Annotated in this window: 13 protein-coding genes; 6 read left to right on the top strand and 7 right to left on the bottom strand. The window is 71.2% G+C overall.

Going from position 1 to position 14760, the window contains the following annotated elements:
* Nucleotides 1-138: 138 nt before the first annotated feature.
* On the top strand, nt 139-1080 hold the full coding sequence (locus tag ACH45N_RS19470; RefSeq protein ID WP_397396819.1) for a LacI family DNA-binding transcriptional regulator: 942 nt from the start codon (nt 139-141) through the stop codon (nt 1078-1080).
* A gap of 59 nt (nt 1081-1139) precedes the next feature.
* Here the strand turns inward: ACH45N_RS19470 and ACH45N_RS19475 are convergent, their stop codons facing one another.
* Entirely contained in the window at nt 1140-1982 is an 843-nt protein-coding gene (locus tag ACH45N_RS19475; protein WP_397396821.1) for a DUF554 domain-containing protein, read from the bottom strand.
* A gap of 264 nt (nt 1983-2246) precedes the next feature.
* Nucleotides 2247-3026, bottom strand: a complete 780-nt coding sequence (locus ACH45N_RS19480; protein ID WP_397396823.1) for an SDR family NAD(P)-dependent oxidoreductase — start codon at nt 3024-3026, stop codon at nt 2247-2249.
* A 166-nt stretch (nt 3027-3192) separates the two neighbouring features.
* On the opposite strand from ACH45N_RS19480, the gene metH reads away from it, so the two are divergent.
* Nucleotides 3193-6735 (top strand): methionine synthase, encoded by a 3543-nt coding sequence (metH, locus tag ACH45N_RS19485; protein WP_397397524.1) that lies wholly within the window; start codon nt 3193-3195, stop codon nt 6733-6735.
* 574 nt (nt 6736-7309) lie between these two features.
* On the opposite strand, the gene ACH45N_RS19490 is transcribed toward metH, so the two are convergent.
* Entirely contained in the window at nt 7310-7915 is a 606-nt protein-coding gene (locus tag ACH45N_RS19490) for a TetR family transcriptional regulator (RefSeq protein WP_397396825.1), read from the bottom strand.
* 73 nt (nt 7916-7988) lie between these two features.
* On the opposite strand from ACH45N_RS19490, the gene ACH45N_RS19495 reads away from it, so the two are divergent.
* Both ACH45N_RS19495 and ACH45N_RS19500 read left to right on the top strand, forming a co-directional pair.
* Complete coding sequence (locus ACH45N_RS19495; RefSeq protein ID WP_397396827.1) at nt 7989-8837, top strand: SDR family NAD(P)-dependent oxidoreductase; 849 nt, start codon at nt 7989-7991, stop codon at nt 8835-8837.
* A gap of 50 nt (nt 8838-8887) precedes the next feature.
* Complete coding sequence (locus tag ACH45N_RS19500; protein WP_397396829.1) at nt 8888-9034, top strand: hypothetical protein; 147 nt, start codon at nt 8888-8890, stop codon at nt 9032-9034.
* Between the two features lie 67 nt (nt 9035-9101).
* Here ACH45N_RS19500 and ACH45N_RS19505 read toward each other — a convergent pair whose 3' ends face one another.
* The 4 genes from ACH45N_RS19505 to ACH45N_RS19520 form a co-directional block, all read right to left on the bottom strand.
* Nucleotides 9102-10337, bottom strand: coding sequence for an ABC transporter permease (locus ACH45N_RS19505; protein WP_397396831.1), 1236 nt, complete (start codon nt 10335-10337; stop codon nt 9102-9104).
* Nucleotides 10334-11041, bottom strand: a complete 708-nt coding sequence (locus ACH45N_RS19510) for an ABC transporter ATP-binding protein (RefSeq protein ID WP_397396833.1) — start codon at nt 11039-11041, stop codon at nt 10334-10336. The genes ACH45N_RS19505 and ACH45N_RS19510 overlap by 4 nt, the downstream gene beginning before the upstream one ends.
* A gap of 8 nt (nt 11042-11049) precedes the next feature.
* Nucleotides 11050-12102: a peptidoglycan-binding protein gene (locus ACH45N_RS19515; protein ID WP_397396835.1), complete on the bottom strand. Its 1053-nt coding sequence runs from the start codon at nt 12100-12102 to the stop codon at nt 11050-11052.
* Between the two features lie 71 nt (nt 12103-12173).
* Nucleotides 12174-12692 carry a hypothetical protein gene (locus ACH45N_RS19520; RefSeq protein WP_397396837.1) on the bottom strand — a complete coding sequence of 173 codons (519 nt, stop codon included), beginning with the start codon at nt 12690-12692 and terminating at the stop codon, nt 12174-12176.
* Between the two features lie 156 nt (nt 12693-12848).
* On the opposite strand from ACH45N_RS19520, the gene ACH45N_RS19525 reads away from it, so the two are divergent.
* A complete protein-coding gene (locus tag ACH45N_RS19525) occupies nt 12849-13511 on the top strand; it encodes a response regulator transcription factor (protein WP_397396839.1) in 663 nt (220 codons plus the stop codon).
* 113 nt (nt 13512-13624) lie between these two features.
* A complete protein-coding gene (locus ACH45N_RS19530) occupies nt 13625-14758 on the top strand; it encodes a sensor histidine kinase (protein ID WP_397396841.1) in 1134 nt (377 codons plus the stop codon).
* Nucleotides 14759-14760 lie beyond the last annotated feature (2 nt).

Genomic DNA, 14760 nt, shown 5'->3' on the forward strand with positions numbered 1-14760 from the left:
CCGGTTCCATCGGACCCTAAGGCATGTGCGGCCGCGCTTCAGCAATCCAGCGTTAACTTCCTGTTACGCACAGGGGCAGGGTGGACGGAAACGGTTGCATCGGCCGTCTAGAGTGTGCGCAACGACCAAGGAGGTACGGTGCCTGATCTGTCCGACGTCGCCGCGGTGGCCGGCGTCTCCAAGGCGACGGCGTCGCGCGCGCTGAACGGGAGCGGCCTGGTGGCCCCCGAGACGGCGGTGCGCGTGGTGGCCGCGGCCGCCCGGCTCGGCTACGTGCCCAACCGCGCGGCGCGCGAGCTCGCGCGCGGGCGCACCGGCATCATCGCCATCGTCGTCCCCACCCTGGACAACACCTTCTTCACCCCGATCATCGCGGGCGCCCAGGCGCGCGCCGAGGAGGCGGGCCTCCAGCTCACCGTGGCCGTGCACGCCCTGGACTCCGCGGACGCCGTCGAGCGGCTGTCCCGGCAGGTCGACGGGTTCCTCGTCGTCGCGCCGCGCGGCACCGACACGCTCGTGGCGGGGATCGGCGCGACCAAGCCCGCCGTCCTCGTGGACCGTGAGATCGACGGGATGACGTCGGTCGTGGCCGACACCGCCACGGCGTTCGGCGCCCTGACCACCCGGCTCGCTGCCGAGGGACACCGGCGCATCGTCTACGTGGGCGGCCCCGAGGGGTCCTGGCAGGACCGACAGCGCACCGCCGCCGTGCGCGACGCCGCCCAGCGGGCCGGTGCGGAGCTCACCGTGCTCGGCCCGAGGCCGGCGACGTTCGTCGCGGGGGTCGAGGTGACGCCGGCCGTGGTCGGGACGGGGGCGACCGCCGTCGTGCCGTACGCGACGTCCATCGGGCTGGGGCTGCTGCTGGCGCTGGGCACGCGCGGCGTCGAGGTGCCGCGCGACCTGGTGGTGAGCACGGAGCCCACGGTGATCGAGGCGCTCGGCCTGGAGCACACGCCCGCCATCGACGTGGACGGCGAGGAGCTGGGCCGCACCGCGATGGACCTGCTGGCGCGGCAGCTCGACGGGCAGGACGAGACGGGCCGTCAGGTGCGGCTGCCGGTGCCGGTGCGGGGCTGACGACGACCGCCCCGTGCTCTCGGGACGCTCGGTGATCCAGCCCCGGGACTCAGCGGGACTCAGCGCAGCATGATCACGAGCTGCGTGAGCAGGGGCGCCACCACGAGGGCGGGCAGCAGGTCGCCGACCGGGATCTGCTTGAGGTGCAGCAGCCGCAGGCCGATGCCCACGAGCATGAGGCCGCCCGTGGCCGTGAGCGCGGCGATGTGCGCGTCCGGCAGCACGGACCCGAGCAGCACCCCGGCCAGCGTGACCAGACCCTGGACCACGCCGACCGACACGGCGGAGAGCAGCACCCCGACGCCGAACGACGACGCGAACGCCAGCGCCGCGAAGCCGTCGAGCACCGACTTGAGCAGGAGCTGGTCGATGCCGCGGCCCAGACCGTCCGAGAGCGACCCGAGGATCGCGAGCGGCCCGACGCAGAACAGCAGCGACGCGGTGAGCCACCCCTCGATGAACCGCTCGCGCGCCGCGGGGTCCTGACCGGTCTCGGACGCGTCGATCACCACGGGACGACGCGCGGTGCGCCGGCCGCCGGAGCGCGGCACGTCGGATCGCGGCACGTCGGAGCGCCGCGCCAGCCAGCCCTGGATCCTGCCGGCCAGCCCTTCCAGACGATCCTCGATCCGCAGCAGCGAGCCGGCGATGCCGCCGATCAGCAGGGAGCCGAGCACGATCAGCACGGGCGCGCCCGAGCCGGTGGCGGAGACGAACGCCGCGTCGGTGACCGCGACCGCCGACAGCGCCGCGACCAGGAGGGTCACGAGGCCGAGGATGTCGGTCACGACCGCGTGGGTGCGCTGCGGCAGCCGGTGCCCGACCGCCATGCCGAGCAGCGACCCGACGACGATCGTCCCGACGTTGACAAGAGTGCCCAGGCCCGGGAAGTCGACGTTCACCGCGCGAGCCTACTGCGGCACGGCGATCCCGCCGCACGATCGTCCCAGCACTCGGCAGATGCGCGCGAAGTCAGCCGACGCACCTTCCACGACGGCCGCCGTCGCGGTGGAGCAGGCACGCCTCCGGGAAAAGCCTCCGCAGCGGGGAAGGTAACGAGCAGGTAGCACTGCTACCTCTCCGTTACCCCTTCGGCTGCGTAAGACTTACCCCGGACGAGCGACGCCGTCGGCCGCCGTGCGCCCAGGGAGACCCGTGGCACCGCCTCAGTGGACCGAGAAGCCGCCGTCCACGAACAGCGAGTGGCCCGTGACGTAGCCCGAGGCGGCGCTGGCGAGGAAGACGGCGGCGCCCGCGAAGTCCTCGGGCACACCGTTGCGGCCCACGGTGGTGCGGGCGGCGAGCGCCGTGACCTTCTCGGCGTCGTCCTGCAGGTGCTGGTTGAGGGGCGTGAGGACGAACCCGGGCACGAGGGTGTTGGCGGTGACGCCGCGCGCGGACCAGGCCTCGGACTGGGAGCGGGCGAGCGACTCGAGGGCGCCCTTGGAGACGCCGTAGACGCCGCTGTCGACGAACGACCGGTGGGCCTGCTGCGAGGAGATGTGGATGAGCCGGCCGAAGCCGCGGGCAGCCATGCCGGGGGCGAACCGCTGGCCGAGCATGAACGGCGCCTCCAGGTTGACGGTCATGGTGACCTCCCAGGTCTCCTGGTCGACCTGGCCGAGGTGGGGGCGGAGGTTGATGCCCGCGCTGTTGACGAGGATGTCGGGCTCGCCGGCGGCCGCGACGATCCCCTCGGCGGCGGCGCGGATGCCGTCGCGGCTGGAGAGGTCGGCGACGACGGTCTCCACGGCGCAGCCCCGGTCGCGCAGGCCGGCGGCGACCTCGTCCAGCCGGTCGGGGCCGCGGGCCAGGAGCACGGTGCGTGCCCCGGCCTGCGCGAGGGCCTCGGCGATGGCCCGGCCGATGCCTGAGCTGCCGCCGGTCACCACGGCGGTGCGACCCTCCAGGGAGAACAGGGAGTCCAGGTAGTCGTGCGTCGTCATGGCCGGGACGATACTCGCGGTGGACGCCGCGGACGCCGCTCGCGGGAGACCGCCTGCCGGGCACGGACGGCGTCGTCGTCCTGCCAAGGCTTACGCTGCCCGGGTGACCGCGCTGCCCGCCGCCCTGCCCACGCTCGCCGAGCGTTCCGCCGCCCTGCTGGAGGCGATGCGCACGCGCGTGGTCGTGGCCGACGGCGCGATGGGCACGATGATCCAGGAGGCGAACCCGACCCTGGACGACTACCAGGGACTGGAGGGCTGCAACGAGATCCTGACGGTCTCGCGGCCCGACCTGATCGCGGGGGTGCACGACGCGTTCCTCGCGGTGGGTGTGGACGCCATCGAGTCGAACACGTTCGGGGCCAACTGGTCGAACCTGTCGGACTACGGCATCGACGACCGCATCCGGGAGCTGGCCCGCGAGGGCGCCCGGATCGCGCGCGAGCGGGCCGACGCCTACACGGCGCAGGACGGGGAGCCGGGCCGTGTTCGATGGGTGCTGGGCTCGATGGGCCCGGGCACCAAGCTGCCGTCGCTGGGGCACACCACGTACGAGCACCTGCGGGACACCTTCGCGGAGCAGGCGGCGGGCCTCATCGAGGGCGGAGCGGACGCGCTGCTCATCGAGACCAGCCAGGACCTGCTGCAGTCCAAGGCCGCGGTGACGGGCTGCCGGCAGGCGATGGTCGAGACCGGGCAGCGGGTCGCGATCATCGTGTCGGTGACCGTCGAGACCACCGGGACCATGCTGATGGGCTCGGAGATCGGCGCGGCGCTGGTGGCGCTGCAGGCGCTGGACGTCGACGCCATCGGCATGAACTGCGCCACGGGTCCGGAGCAGATGAGCGAGCACCTGCGGCACCTGTCGCAGCACGCGCAGATGCCGGTGGCGTGCATGCCGAACGCGGGCCTGCCCGTGCTGGGGCCGCACGGCGCGTCCTACCCGCTGACCCCGCAGGAGCTGGCGGCCGCGCACACGCAGTTCGCGCGCGAGTTCGGCCTGGGCCTGGTGGGCGGCTGCTGCGGCACCACGCCGGAGCACATGCGCCTGGTCGTCGAGGCCGTCGGCGGGCAGCCCGTGGCGCCGCGCGAGCCGGTACGGGAGAACGCCGTCGCCTCGCTGTACTCCGCGACGGACCTGCGTCAGGAGACGAGCTTCCTCGCGATCGGCGAGCGCACCAACGCCAACGGGTCCAAGGCGTTCCGCGAGGCGATGCTGGAGGCCCGCTGGGACGACGTCGTGGACATCGCGCGCGCCCAGACGCGCGACGGCGCGCACCTGCTGGACGTGTGCGTGGACTACGTGGGGCGCGACGGCGTCGCCGACGTGCGGGATGTCGTCTCCCGGCTGGCCTCGGCGTCGACGCTCCCGCTGGTGATCGACTCCACGGAGCCGGCCGTGATCCGCGCCGGCCTGGAGCTGCTGGGCGGCCGCGGCGTGGTCAACTCGGTCAACTTCGAGGACGGCGACGGGCCGACGTCGCGGTTCGGGCGGATCATGCCGGCGGTCGTGGAGCACGGCGCCGCCGTCGTCGCCCTGACGATCGACGAGGAGGGGCAGGCCCGGACCGCCGACGGCAAGGTGGCCATCGCGTCGCGGCTCATCGACACCCTGGTGGGCGACTGGGGCATGCGGGTGGACGACATCATCGTCGACGCCCTGACCTTCCCGATCGCCACGGGCCAGGAGGAGACGCGGCGCGACGCGATCGAGACCATCGAGGCGATCCGGCGCATCACGCGCAAGTACCCCGGCGTGCACACCACGCTCGGCGTCTCGAACGTGTCGTTCGGCCTGAACCCGGCGGCGCGGGCGGTGCTGAACTCGGTGTTCCTGCACGAGGCGACCGAGGCGGGGCTGGACTCGGCGATCGTGCACGCGGCGAAGATCCTGCCGCTGTCCTCCATCCCGGACGAGCAGCGGCAGACGGCGCTCGACCTCGTGTGGGACAAGCGCGAGTGGGACGCCGACGGGAACCTGACGTACGACCCGCTGTCCAAGCTGCTGGACCTGTTCGAGGGCGTGGACGCCGGGGCGATCCGGGACCAGCGCGCCGCGGAGCTGCTGGCGCTGCCCGTGGGCGAACGGCTGGCACGGCGCATCATCGACGGCGCCCGCAAGGGTCTGGAGCCGGACGTCGAGGAGGCGCTCGGCGCCGGGATGAAGGCGCTGGACATCGTCAACGACCACCTGCTGGAGGGCATGAAGGTGGTGGGCGAGCTGTTCGGCAAGGGCGAGATGCAGCTCCCGTTCGTGCTCCAGTCGGCGGAGGTGATGAAGGCCGCCGTCGCGCTGCTGGAGCCGCACATGGAACGGGTCGAGGGCGACAACGGGTCCAAGGGCACGATCGTGCTGGCCACGGTGCGCGGCGACGTGCACGACATCGGCAAGAACCTCGTGGACATCATCCTGACGAACAACGGCTACACGGTGGTCAACATCGGCATCAAGCAGCCGGTGAGCGCCATGATCGACGCCGCGATCCAGCACGACGCCGACGTGATCGGCATGTCGGGGCTGCTCGTGAAGTCGACCGTGGTGATGAAGGAGAACCTGGAGGAGCTGGCCTCCCGCGGATTCGAGAAGCGCTGGCCGGTGCTGCTCGGCGGGGCCGCGCTGACGCGCACGTACGTCGAGGACGACCTCGCGGGCCAGTTCCCCGGCACCGTGCGGTACGCGAAGGACGCGTTCGAGGGCCTGCGACTCATGGAGCCGCTGGTGCGGATCGCGCGGGGCGCGTCGCCGGACGACGTCGGCCTGCCCGCGCTGCGCAAGCGGCGGCACAACGTCGTGACGGTGACGCAGACGGCTCCCGAGGACCTCCCCGCCCGCTCCGACGTCGCCGCCGACAACCCCGTGCCGGACCCGCCGTTCTGGGGCACGCGGATCGTCAAGGGCGTGCAGCTCTCGGAGTACGCGGCCTTCCTGGACGAGCGCGCCACGTTCATGGGCCAGTGGGGTCTCAAGCCCGGTCGTTCCGAAGACGGTGCCTCGTACGAGGAGCTCGTCGAGACCGAGGGCCGCCCGCGGCTCGCCGAGTGGATGGACCGCATCCGCACCGACCAGATCATGGACCCGACGGTGGTGTACGGGTACTTCCCGGTGTGGTCCGAGGGGGACGACGTCGTCGTCGCGCACCACGGGGACCTCGACGGGATCGGGGCGCCCGACGGCGGCTCCGGGGGCGAGGTCGGCACCGAGCGGCTGCGGTTCCACTTCCCGCGGCAGCGCCGCGACCGGCACCTGTGCCTGGCGGACTTCGTCCGGCCGCGGTCCTTCGTCGAGGAGACCGGGCGGTTCGACGTGCTGCCGGTGCAGCTCGTGACCGTCGGCGACACGGTCTCGGCGCACACCGCTCGCCTCTTCGAAGCCAACAAGTACCGCGAGTACATGGAGCTGCACGGGCTGTCGGTGCAGCTCACGGAGGCGCTGGCGGAGTTCTGGCACTCCCGGGTGCGCTCGGAGCTGGGCTTCGGCGACGAGGACCCGAAGACCGTGGAGGGCATGTTCAAGCTGGAGTACCGCGGGGCGCGGATGTCGCTCGGGTACCCGGCGTGCCCCGACATGGAGGACCGGCACAAGGTCGTGGAGCTGCTGCGCCCGGAGCGGGTGGGCGTGACGCTGTCGGACGAGCTGCAGCTGCACCCGGAGCAGTCGACGGACGCGTTCGTGTTCCACCACCCGGAGGCGAAGTACTTCTCCGTGTGACTTCTGGGGTGGTGGACGCCCGACCTGGTCGAACACGTGGGAACGTGGCGCGAATTGCTCCTCGACCTGGGCCTTCACTACACATCGTCGACCGACCACCTGAAGAAGGGCGAGGGCCCGCAAGGTCTCCGACGAGTCCGCGTACACGGTCTCCTTCTACCGAGACCTATGGCTAGTGCATCGCAAGTCCGATCACGGTTCAGGCGGACTGGACGAACTTCGAGCAGCAGTCAAACTCCCGCTCCCGCGGTGCTCTGCACCACAGCCACCTCGACTGGGCGGCCGTGGCCGCTGGCGGTTGCTGCAAGGGGACTGCTGCACGGACGGGTGACACCAGCCATGCTGACAATCTGTCGGGCCCTATGCGAGTTCCGGCGGGAGCGAGAGGACTGGACACCAGCCCCTCCACTTCTCCAGACCTGGCCGTGCGCCGCACTGGGATGCCTTGTATCGCGAATCCCTCCGGAGCCTGCCGACCGGACCGTTGCACGAGCAAGTGCCGACACGATGAGCCATCTGGGCCAGGGATGACGGGGAACATCACCTCGGGGACGACGGGCTGAAGGCGGGGATGTCAGACCCTTCCGGCGATAGGCCCCATGGCACGGTCGAGGATCGCAGGGAGGGACTGCGGACGGTCGCCCACGGTCCATGCGGTCAGAGCCGCCTGCACGCAGCCGAGCGCCGCGGCGATCACGGCGTCGGCCCGGGGGTCGGAGCGGTCCGCCGGATCTGCCCCGAGCCGCCGGGCGACCTCGGGCCGGAGCAACTCGTGCCAGCGCGCGTTCTTCTCCTGGTGCCGGGCGAGCAGCGCGGGTGTGGTGACGATCAGGCGCGTCAGGCGCCGGGTGCGCTCGTCGTCCGCCTCGTACTTCTCGATGAGCGGGTCGAGCGCCCGCCGCATCGCGGTCCAGGGTGTCTCGCCGTCGGGCCGGGCCGCCAGGGCAACGCGCAGGTCGTCGCCGGCGTCCGCGGTCTGGCCGAACAGCGCGTCCTCCTTGGAAGGGAAGTACCGGAAGAACGTGCTCCGGGAGATCTCCGCGGCCGCGCAGATGTCGTCCACGGTTGTCTGTTCGTAGCCCCGTTCGAGGACCAGGTCTCCCACGATCGTGGCCACCTCGGCGCGCATCGCCTGACGGGCTCGGGCTCGCGCGCCGCTCGCGACGTTGTTCGGACTCACCTCCGCACGGTACTACAGTCCAGTCCTGGTACTGTGTCCCATATTTGACACACAGTCACTAGAAGGGGTGATCATGGGCGAGAAGAAGGTCGTCGTCATCACAGGGGCGAGCGACGGTATCGGCGCCGCTGCCGCGCGCCGCCTGCACGCGAACGGGCACACCGTGGTCGTAGTGGGCCGCTCCCCCGAGAAGACCCAGGCGGTGGCCGCTGAGCTCGGCGTCCGGGGCCACGTCGCGGACTTCACGCGGCTCGACGACGTCGAGCGGCTGGCGGGTGAGCTCGCCGCGGCATACCCGCGCATCGACGTTCTGGCGAACAACGCCGGCGGGGTGTTCGGCGAGCGAACCGTGACGGTCGACGGGTTCGAGAAGATCTTCCAGGTCAACCATCTCGCGCCGTTCCTGCTGACCCGCCTGCTGCTGGACACGCTCGTCGCGTCGGGAGCCTCGGTGCTGCAGACGTCCAGCACGGTCCGGTTCGCCGGCACGATCGACCTGGACGACCTCGGGCACGAACGGGGCTACGAGCCGGGGCGTGTCTACAGCGCCGCGAAGCTCGAGAACATCCTGTTCACCAACGAGCTGCACCGCCGTCACCACGGAGCCGGGCTCTCGGCGGCGTCCTTCTACCCCGGCAACATCGCGACGAACTTTGCCTCCGACACCACGAACCCGGTCATGCGGCTCGTGCGATTCCTCGGCACCAGTCCGCTGATCGGACGCGCGCTGCTCCGCACGCCCGATCAGGGCGCGGACCAGATCGTCTGGCTCGCCGAGGGGACACCGGGGACCGACTGGCAGTCCGGGGCCTACTACTACGACCGCAGGGCCAGCACCCCGCGCAACCCGCAGGCGCTCGACGGCGACCTCGCCCGGCGCTTCTGGGAGCGGTCCGAGGAAATGCTCGCAGACCGCCTCTGAGCATGTGCCCCGCGTTATCGACCACCAAGTGCATGCCACCGAACTGCTGCTTGGCGGCATGGACGGCCACGGCGATGGCCGGGCTGGTCGGTGACGTCCAGTTCCAGCGGCAGCGGCCGGTCGCCATGGCGGTCGACGAGCACGTTCGCACCGACAACCGGGCTGTCCTGCGCCAGCTCGGCGCCGATGCGGCCTGACCAGATCTGCCCGCGCCGGCGGTTCGGTGGGCCAGGTCGAACCGACCCGGCTCACCGAACCGCACGATCAGGAGTTGAGCGCCGCGGTGGGCGGGGTCCTGGCGGCGCGGACCGCCGGGTACAGACCCGCCACCGCCCCGATCGCAAGGGTGGCGCCCACGCCGGTGACGATGGCGAACGGCGGAAGCGCGAACGGCCAGCCGTTGACGCCTGCCATGACCGCCGTCGCGACCGCGCCGAACGCGCTGCCGAACACGCCCCCCAGCGCCGACAGCAGGAGGGCCTCCGCCAGGAACTGGGCAAGGACGTGCTCACGGGTGGCCCCCAGCGACCGACGCAGGCCGATCTCGCGTCGTCGTTCCAGCACCGAGATGATCATGGTGTTGGCCACGCCGATGCCGCCGACCAGCAGCGCGATCGAGCCGAGCCCGAGCAGCAGGCCCGTGAACGCCTGGTTCGCGGCCGTCCGGGCGGCCAGTGCGTCCGACGGGCGCGACACCTCGACCTCGTCGGGCGCCTCGGGCGCGATCGTTGGCGCGAGGAGCTCACGGACCTGCTCCACAGCGTCGTCCGCCGACCGCTCGTAGACCACGGTCGGGCTGCCGTCGAAACCGAACAGGTCACCGGCGATCCCGTGCCCCACGAGCGCGGCGGAGTCGAGCTCCGGGGCCAGTGCCACAGGAGCCAGGATGCCGACCACGGTGAAGTAGGTGCCGCCCAGCCAGACCTGGGTGCCCGGTACCACCACACCCAGGCGTTCGGCGGCCGTGCCGCCGAGCACGACGGTCTGGAGGGTGGCTGTGGCTGGGTTCAGCCACACGCCAGAACGCACCTCTCCTGAGATCACGCCGAGCAGGTTCTGGTCGGCGACCATCGTCGTGATCCCGCCGGTGGCGGCCGGGTCCGACAGCGAGCTGCGGTAGACGGGCTCGGGCAAGGTCGCCGTGCTGCTTGCGCTGACGACCCCGTCCACCCGTCTGACCTTGCTCACCGTGTCCGGCGGCAGGGCGGTCTGCTCGCCGGTGGGGCTCGTGCCGGCCCGTGCTGTGAGCAGGTTGGTGCCGAGCGCGGCGAGCTGGTCGTTCAGTCTGGCCTGGCTGGACGACGAGACGCCGACCACAGCGATCATCGCGGCGATGCCGATGGCGATTCCGAGCGCGGACAGCACGGCACGCATGGGCCGGGCCCGCAGACCGGTGGTGCCCAGCCGTAGCACGTCCCGCCCGAGCAGCCGGGACCGGGCAGGTGCCGGGCGAGTGCCGGGCTCCACGGCCGGGAGACGAGTCGACGTCCTCGTGCTCATGGCGCCGACCCCGGAGCACGTGTGTCGCTCACCACGCGCCCGTCGCGGACAGCGATCCGACGGGGAAGCTGCGCGGCGAGGTCCACGTCGTGCGTGATCACGACGATGGTCGTGCCCTGGTCGTTGAGCTCGTGGAGCAGCTTGACGATCGCAGCCCCCGACGCGCTGTCCAGGTTGCCGGTGGGTTCGTCGGCCAGGAGCAGGGGCGGATCGCCCACTACCGCGCGGGCCATCGCCACGCGCTGGCGCTCGCCGCCGGAGAGCTGGTTGGGCCGGTGGTCGAGCCGGTGGCCCAGTCCCACCCGCTCCAGCGCGAAGACGGCTCGTCGGCGCCGCTCCGCCTGCGGGACGCCGACGTACAGCAGCCCGTCGGCCACGTTGTCCAGGGCACTGACGCCCTCGGCGAGGTGGAACTGCTGGAACACGAACCCGATCCGGTGGGCGCGCAGTGCCGAGAGCGACCGGTCATCCAGCTCGGCCACGTCGAGGCCGTCGATCCGTGCCACGCCCGCGGTAGGGCGGTCGAGCGTGCCGATGAGGTTGAGCAGCGTCGACTTGCCCGACCCGCTGGGGCCCACGATCGCGACCAGCTCACCAGGCAGGATCTGCAGGGTCACGCCAGCACAGGCAAGCACAGGCGGATCACCGTAGCTGCGCTGTACGTCCTCGAGCGCGACGATCGGGTTCGAACGCGGCGCGGTCATCAGTACAGTCATCGTTGTGGCACCACCACTCGCTGGCCTGCGCCCACGTCGTCGCCGGAGATCTCGACCCGACCGCCAGCGAACAGGCCGGTGTCGACGGGCACCTGACGGGTACCCCCGTCGGCGTCGACCACCTCCACGCCGAATTGCTGCGGCGTGATAGCGATCAGTGCGCCGACCGGCACCGAAAGGACATCCTCGCGGCGGGCACTGGGTATATCGACAGTCACCGAGGCCTCCTGGAAGGCAGCGGCGGCCTTGGGGTCGTCCAGTGCGACCAGGACCGGGATGACGGTCTGCGGCTGTCCGTTCCCGTCCTCCGTCTCGGTCGGGGTCCCGACCGAGGTGATCCGCCCGGTGGTCTCTTCGCCGCCGGGTAGCCGCACTGTCACCTCGGTGCCGAGCACGGCGAGCTGCTGGTCGGCAAGCCGTAAGTTCACGTTGACGACCTGTTCGGTGCCAGTCGCTTCAAACAGCTCGGCCCCGGGCGCTGTCTGGTCACCGATGGATGCGGTGAGGGTGCCGATCCGCAGGGCGCCGCCCGCGAACTGCACCGACCCGAGTGGGAGCTCGCCCGTGCGCTTGAGGTCGTTCTCCTCCTGCCAGTCCATGATCGCCTCGGTGGTGGCCCAGGTGAACGTGTTGTCGGGCTGCTCCTGAAGATGACCCAGGGCGCGCAGGTTCTGCTCCAGCTGGCGTACATCGGGTCCGTCACTCATGCCACTTTCGTAGCCACGCCAGGCGGGCAGGCCGCCCTCCAGCAGGAAGACCGGCACATTGTCCACGCCGTACAGTCGTTCGCCGGGGCGCACCTCGGTGCCGGCCTTCGGCAGGATGGTCACTACTCCGGCACTGGCTGACTGGATCTCGCGCGGGTCGGAGAACCGAAGGGTTCCCGCGGCGGTGGTGCTGCCTTCCAGGTCGCCCAGTACCACCTCGTCGGTGTCACCCTGGAACACCTGTGTGGCCGTGTTCTGCTGTTCGGCCGAGCTCGCGAAGGCATGTACTCCCGCCCCCACGCCACCGGCCGCCGCAACGCCGACAGCCAGCCAAGCCACCATGCGCCCTCGACGTCGGTGCGAGGGCTCGCCGTTCGGCGGTGGGTTCCCGGTGCGCTGGTCGGTACCAGTCATCAGTTGCTCACCCCGGTAGAACCGCGGACGCCCTGCGGTGCGCACGTCTCGAACATGTCTCCCGCCACGTCCGAGGGGATGGTGAGTTCCTCGCCGGGGCCCGGGTCCTGCACGTCCACGCCGTTCTCGCGGAAGCACGCCGCGATCTCCAGCCACTCGGCGCGCTGCTCCTCGTCCGACATGCCGGGACCTCCGCCCGGGGCGGCGGGCGGCAGACCGAGCTCCTCCTGGCAGGCCTGAGCAGCCTCCATGAACCCGTCGCCCGCGGGCGCCTCGATCGAGCCGCCGTTCTTGTCGGGGTCGGGCATGTCGATGCCCTTGTCGCGCATGCAGGACGCGAAATCGAGCTGGTACTCGTCGAACGACCGGTCGGAGGTCGAGCTGTCGGAGCTGCTGCCCGAGCCGTCGTCCTGGCCGGACGCGTCGGCATCGTCGGGGCCACACCCCGTCAGGGCGGCGAGCAGCAACGGGATCGCCAACACGGCGACGGTCAGCCGGGTGGGACGGTTCGTACGCATGAGGGTCTCCTCGGATCGGTGTCACGGGCTGTCCGTGGACACCGACCCACTCCAGCAGCGCGCCCGTTATCAGGGCGTTCAGAGGAACCTTGATGTTTTCCCAACATCACGTGTGGTTGTCTGGTCCGGTCGTGTCCCCGTGGTCGGAGGTTGGCAGTGCGCGTGTTGATCGTCGAGGACGAGCCCTACCTCGCCGACGCCATCCGGAAGGGCCTGCGCCGCGAGACCATCGCCGCCGACGTGGTCCACGAGGGCCGCGCGGCTCTCGACGCGGTGGAGGAGCACACGTACGACGTAGTGGTGCTCGACCGCGACCTGCCCGGCATCCACGGCGACGAGGTCTGCCGACAACTCGCCGAGCACCACCCGGGCGTGCGTGTCCTGATGCTCACCGCCGCCCGTTCTCTCGGCGACCGGGTCTCCGGGTTCGAGCTAGGTGCCGACGACTATCTCCTCAAGCCGTTCGAGTTCCCTGAGCTGGTGGTGCGGCTGCGGGCGCTGGAGCGGCGAAGCCAGCCCGCGCGGCCCCCGGTGGTCGAAGGGCACGGGGTCCGGCTCGATGCGTTCCGCCGCGAGGTCTACCGCGACGGCCGGCTGGTGCGGCTGAGCCCCAAGGAGTTCGCCGTGCTGCAGATTCTTATGAACGCGGACGGAGGGGTGCTCAGCGCGGAGACGCTGCTGGAGCGTGCGTGGGACGCCAACGCCGACCCGTTCACCAACACCATTCGCGTCACGGTCTCGAACCTGCGCCGACGCCTGGGCGAACCCCAGCTGGTGGAGACCGTTCCCGGTGCCGGCTACCGGTTCGGCGTCCGATGACTGGCACCGGAACCACGGACTCGGGCACGACCGCCCCGGGCGCGCGGGTCGGCGCCGGGCGGCGGCGCCGACTGACCATCCGGGCCCGCCTCACCCTGAGCTACGCGGGGCTGATGACCGGCTGCGGTGCGGTACTGATCACGATCGTGTACCTCTACATGCGGTATGTACCCAACTATCAGATCATCGAGGCACAAACGCTGGGACCAGGCCCGGCCGAGCCCACCGGGACCTCGGGCTCGACCGGGCTCACGCCGGTGAGCCCGGCCGGCCCCACCGGCTACAGCGCAGGTATTGAGATCAGGACCGCCGCCGACTTTCTGGACAACCTGCTGATCGCGTCCGTTGTAGCACTTGTACTGCTCGCCATGATCGGCGGAGCGGTGGGCTGGATGGTGGCCGGGCGCATCATCAAGCCGCTCGCAGTCATCAATGCGGCCGCTGCCCGCGCCACGGCAGGCACACTCGACCAACGCATCGTCCTGGACGGCCCGGACGACGAGATCCGCGGCCTTGCCGATACCTTCGACCGCATGCTGGCGTCGCTCGACCGCTCGTTCACCGCGCACCGACGGTTCGCCGCCAACGCCTCCCACGAGCTGCGCACACCGCTGGCGACCACCAAGACCATGATCGACGTGACGCTAGCCGATCCGGACACCGACCCCACCGAGCTGCGCGCCCTCGCCGAACGCATCGGTGAGGTCAACCGGGCCAGCATCGAGACCATCGACGCGCTCCTGGACCTCGCCGATGCCGACTCGGGCACCCCGACCCGCGAACCGGTCGACCTCGCCGAACTGGTCCAGGGGGTCGTCGCGGAGCTCTCCGACGAGGCGGCAATGGCCGACGTGGACCTGGTCGCCGCATCCGCGCCATGCTCCGTGCAGGGCGACCCCGTACTGCTGCGGCAGGCCACGACCAACCTCGTGCGCAACTCCATCCGGCACAACGTGCCCTCCGGACACGCCACGGTGCACGTTCTGACCCGTGGGACGTCGGCACGCGTGACTGTCACCAACTCCGGCCCGCCGGTCGGCCCCGACACCCTGGACTCCCTCACCGAGCCGTTCGTCCGCGGTGCTGGACGTGCGATGACCCGAGGCTCCGGGCACGGGTTGGGGCTGGCCATCGTGGCGGCCGTCGCCACAGCGCACGGCGGAACCCTCGCGCTGCACCCCAACCCCGAAGGCGGGCTGACGGTACACCTCGACCTGCCCGCGGCGCCGAGGGTGGGCGCGGGATAGAC

The sequence above is a fragment of the Promicromonospora sp. NPDC019610 genome, assembly GCF_044389365.1.
Classification (GTDB): domain Bacteria; phylum Actinomycetota; class Actinomycetes; order Actinomycetales; family Cellulomonadaceae; genus Promicromonospora.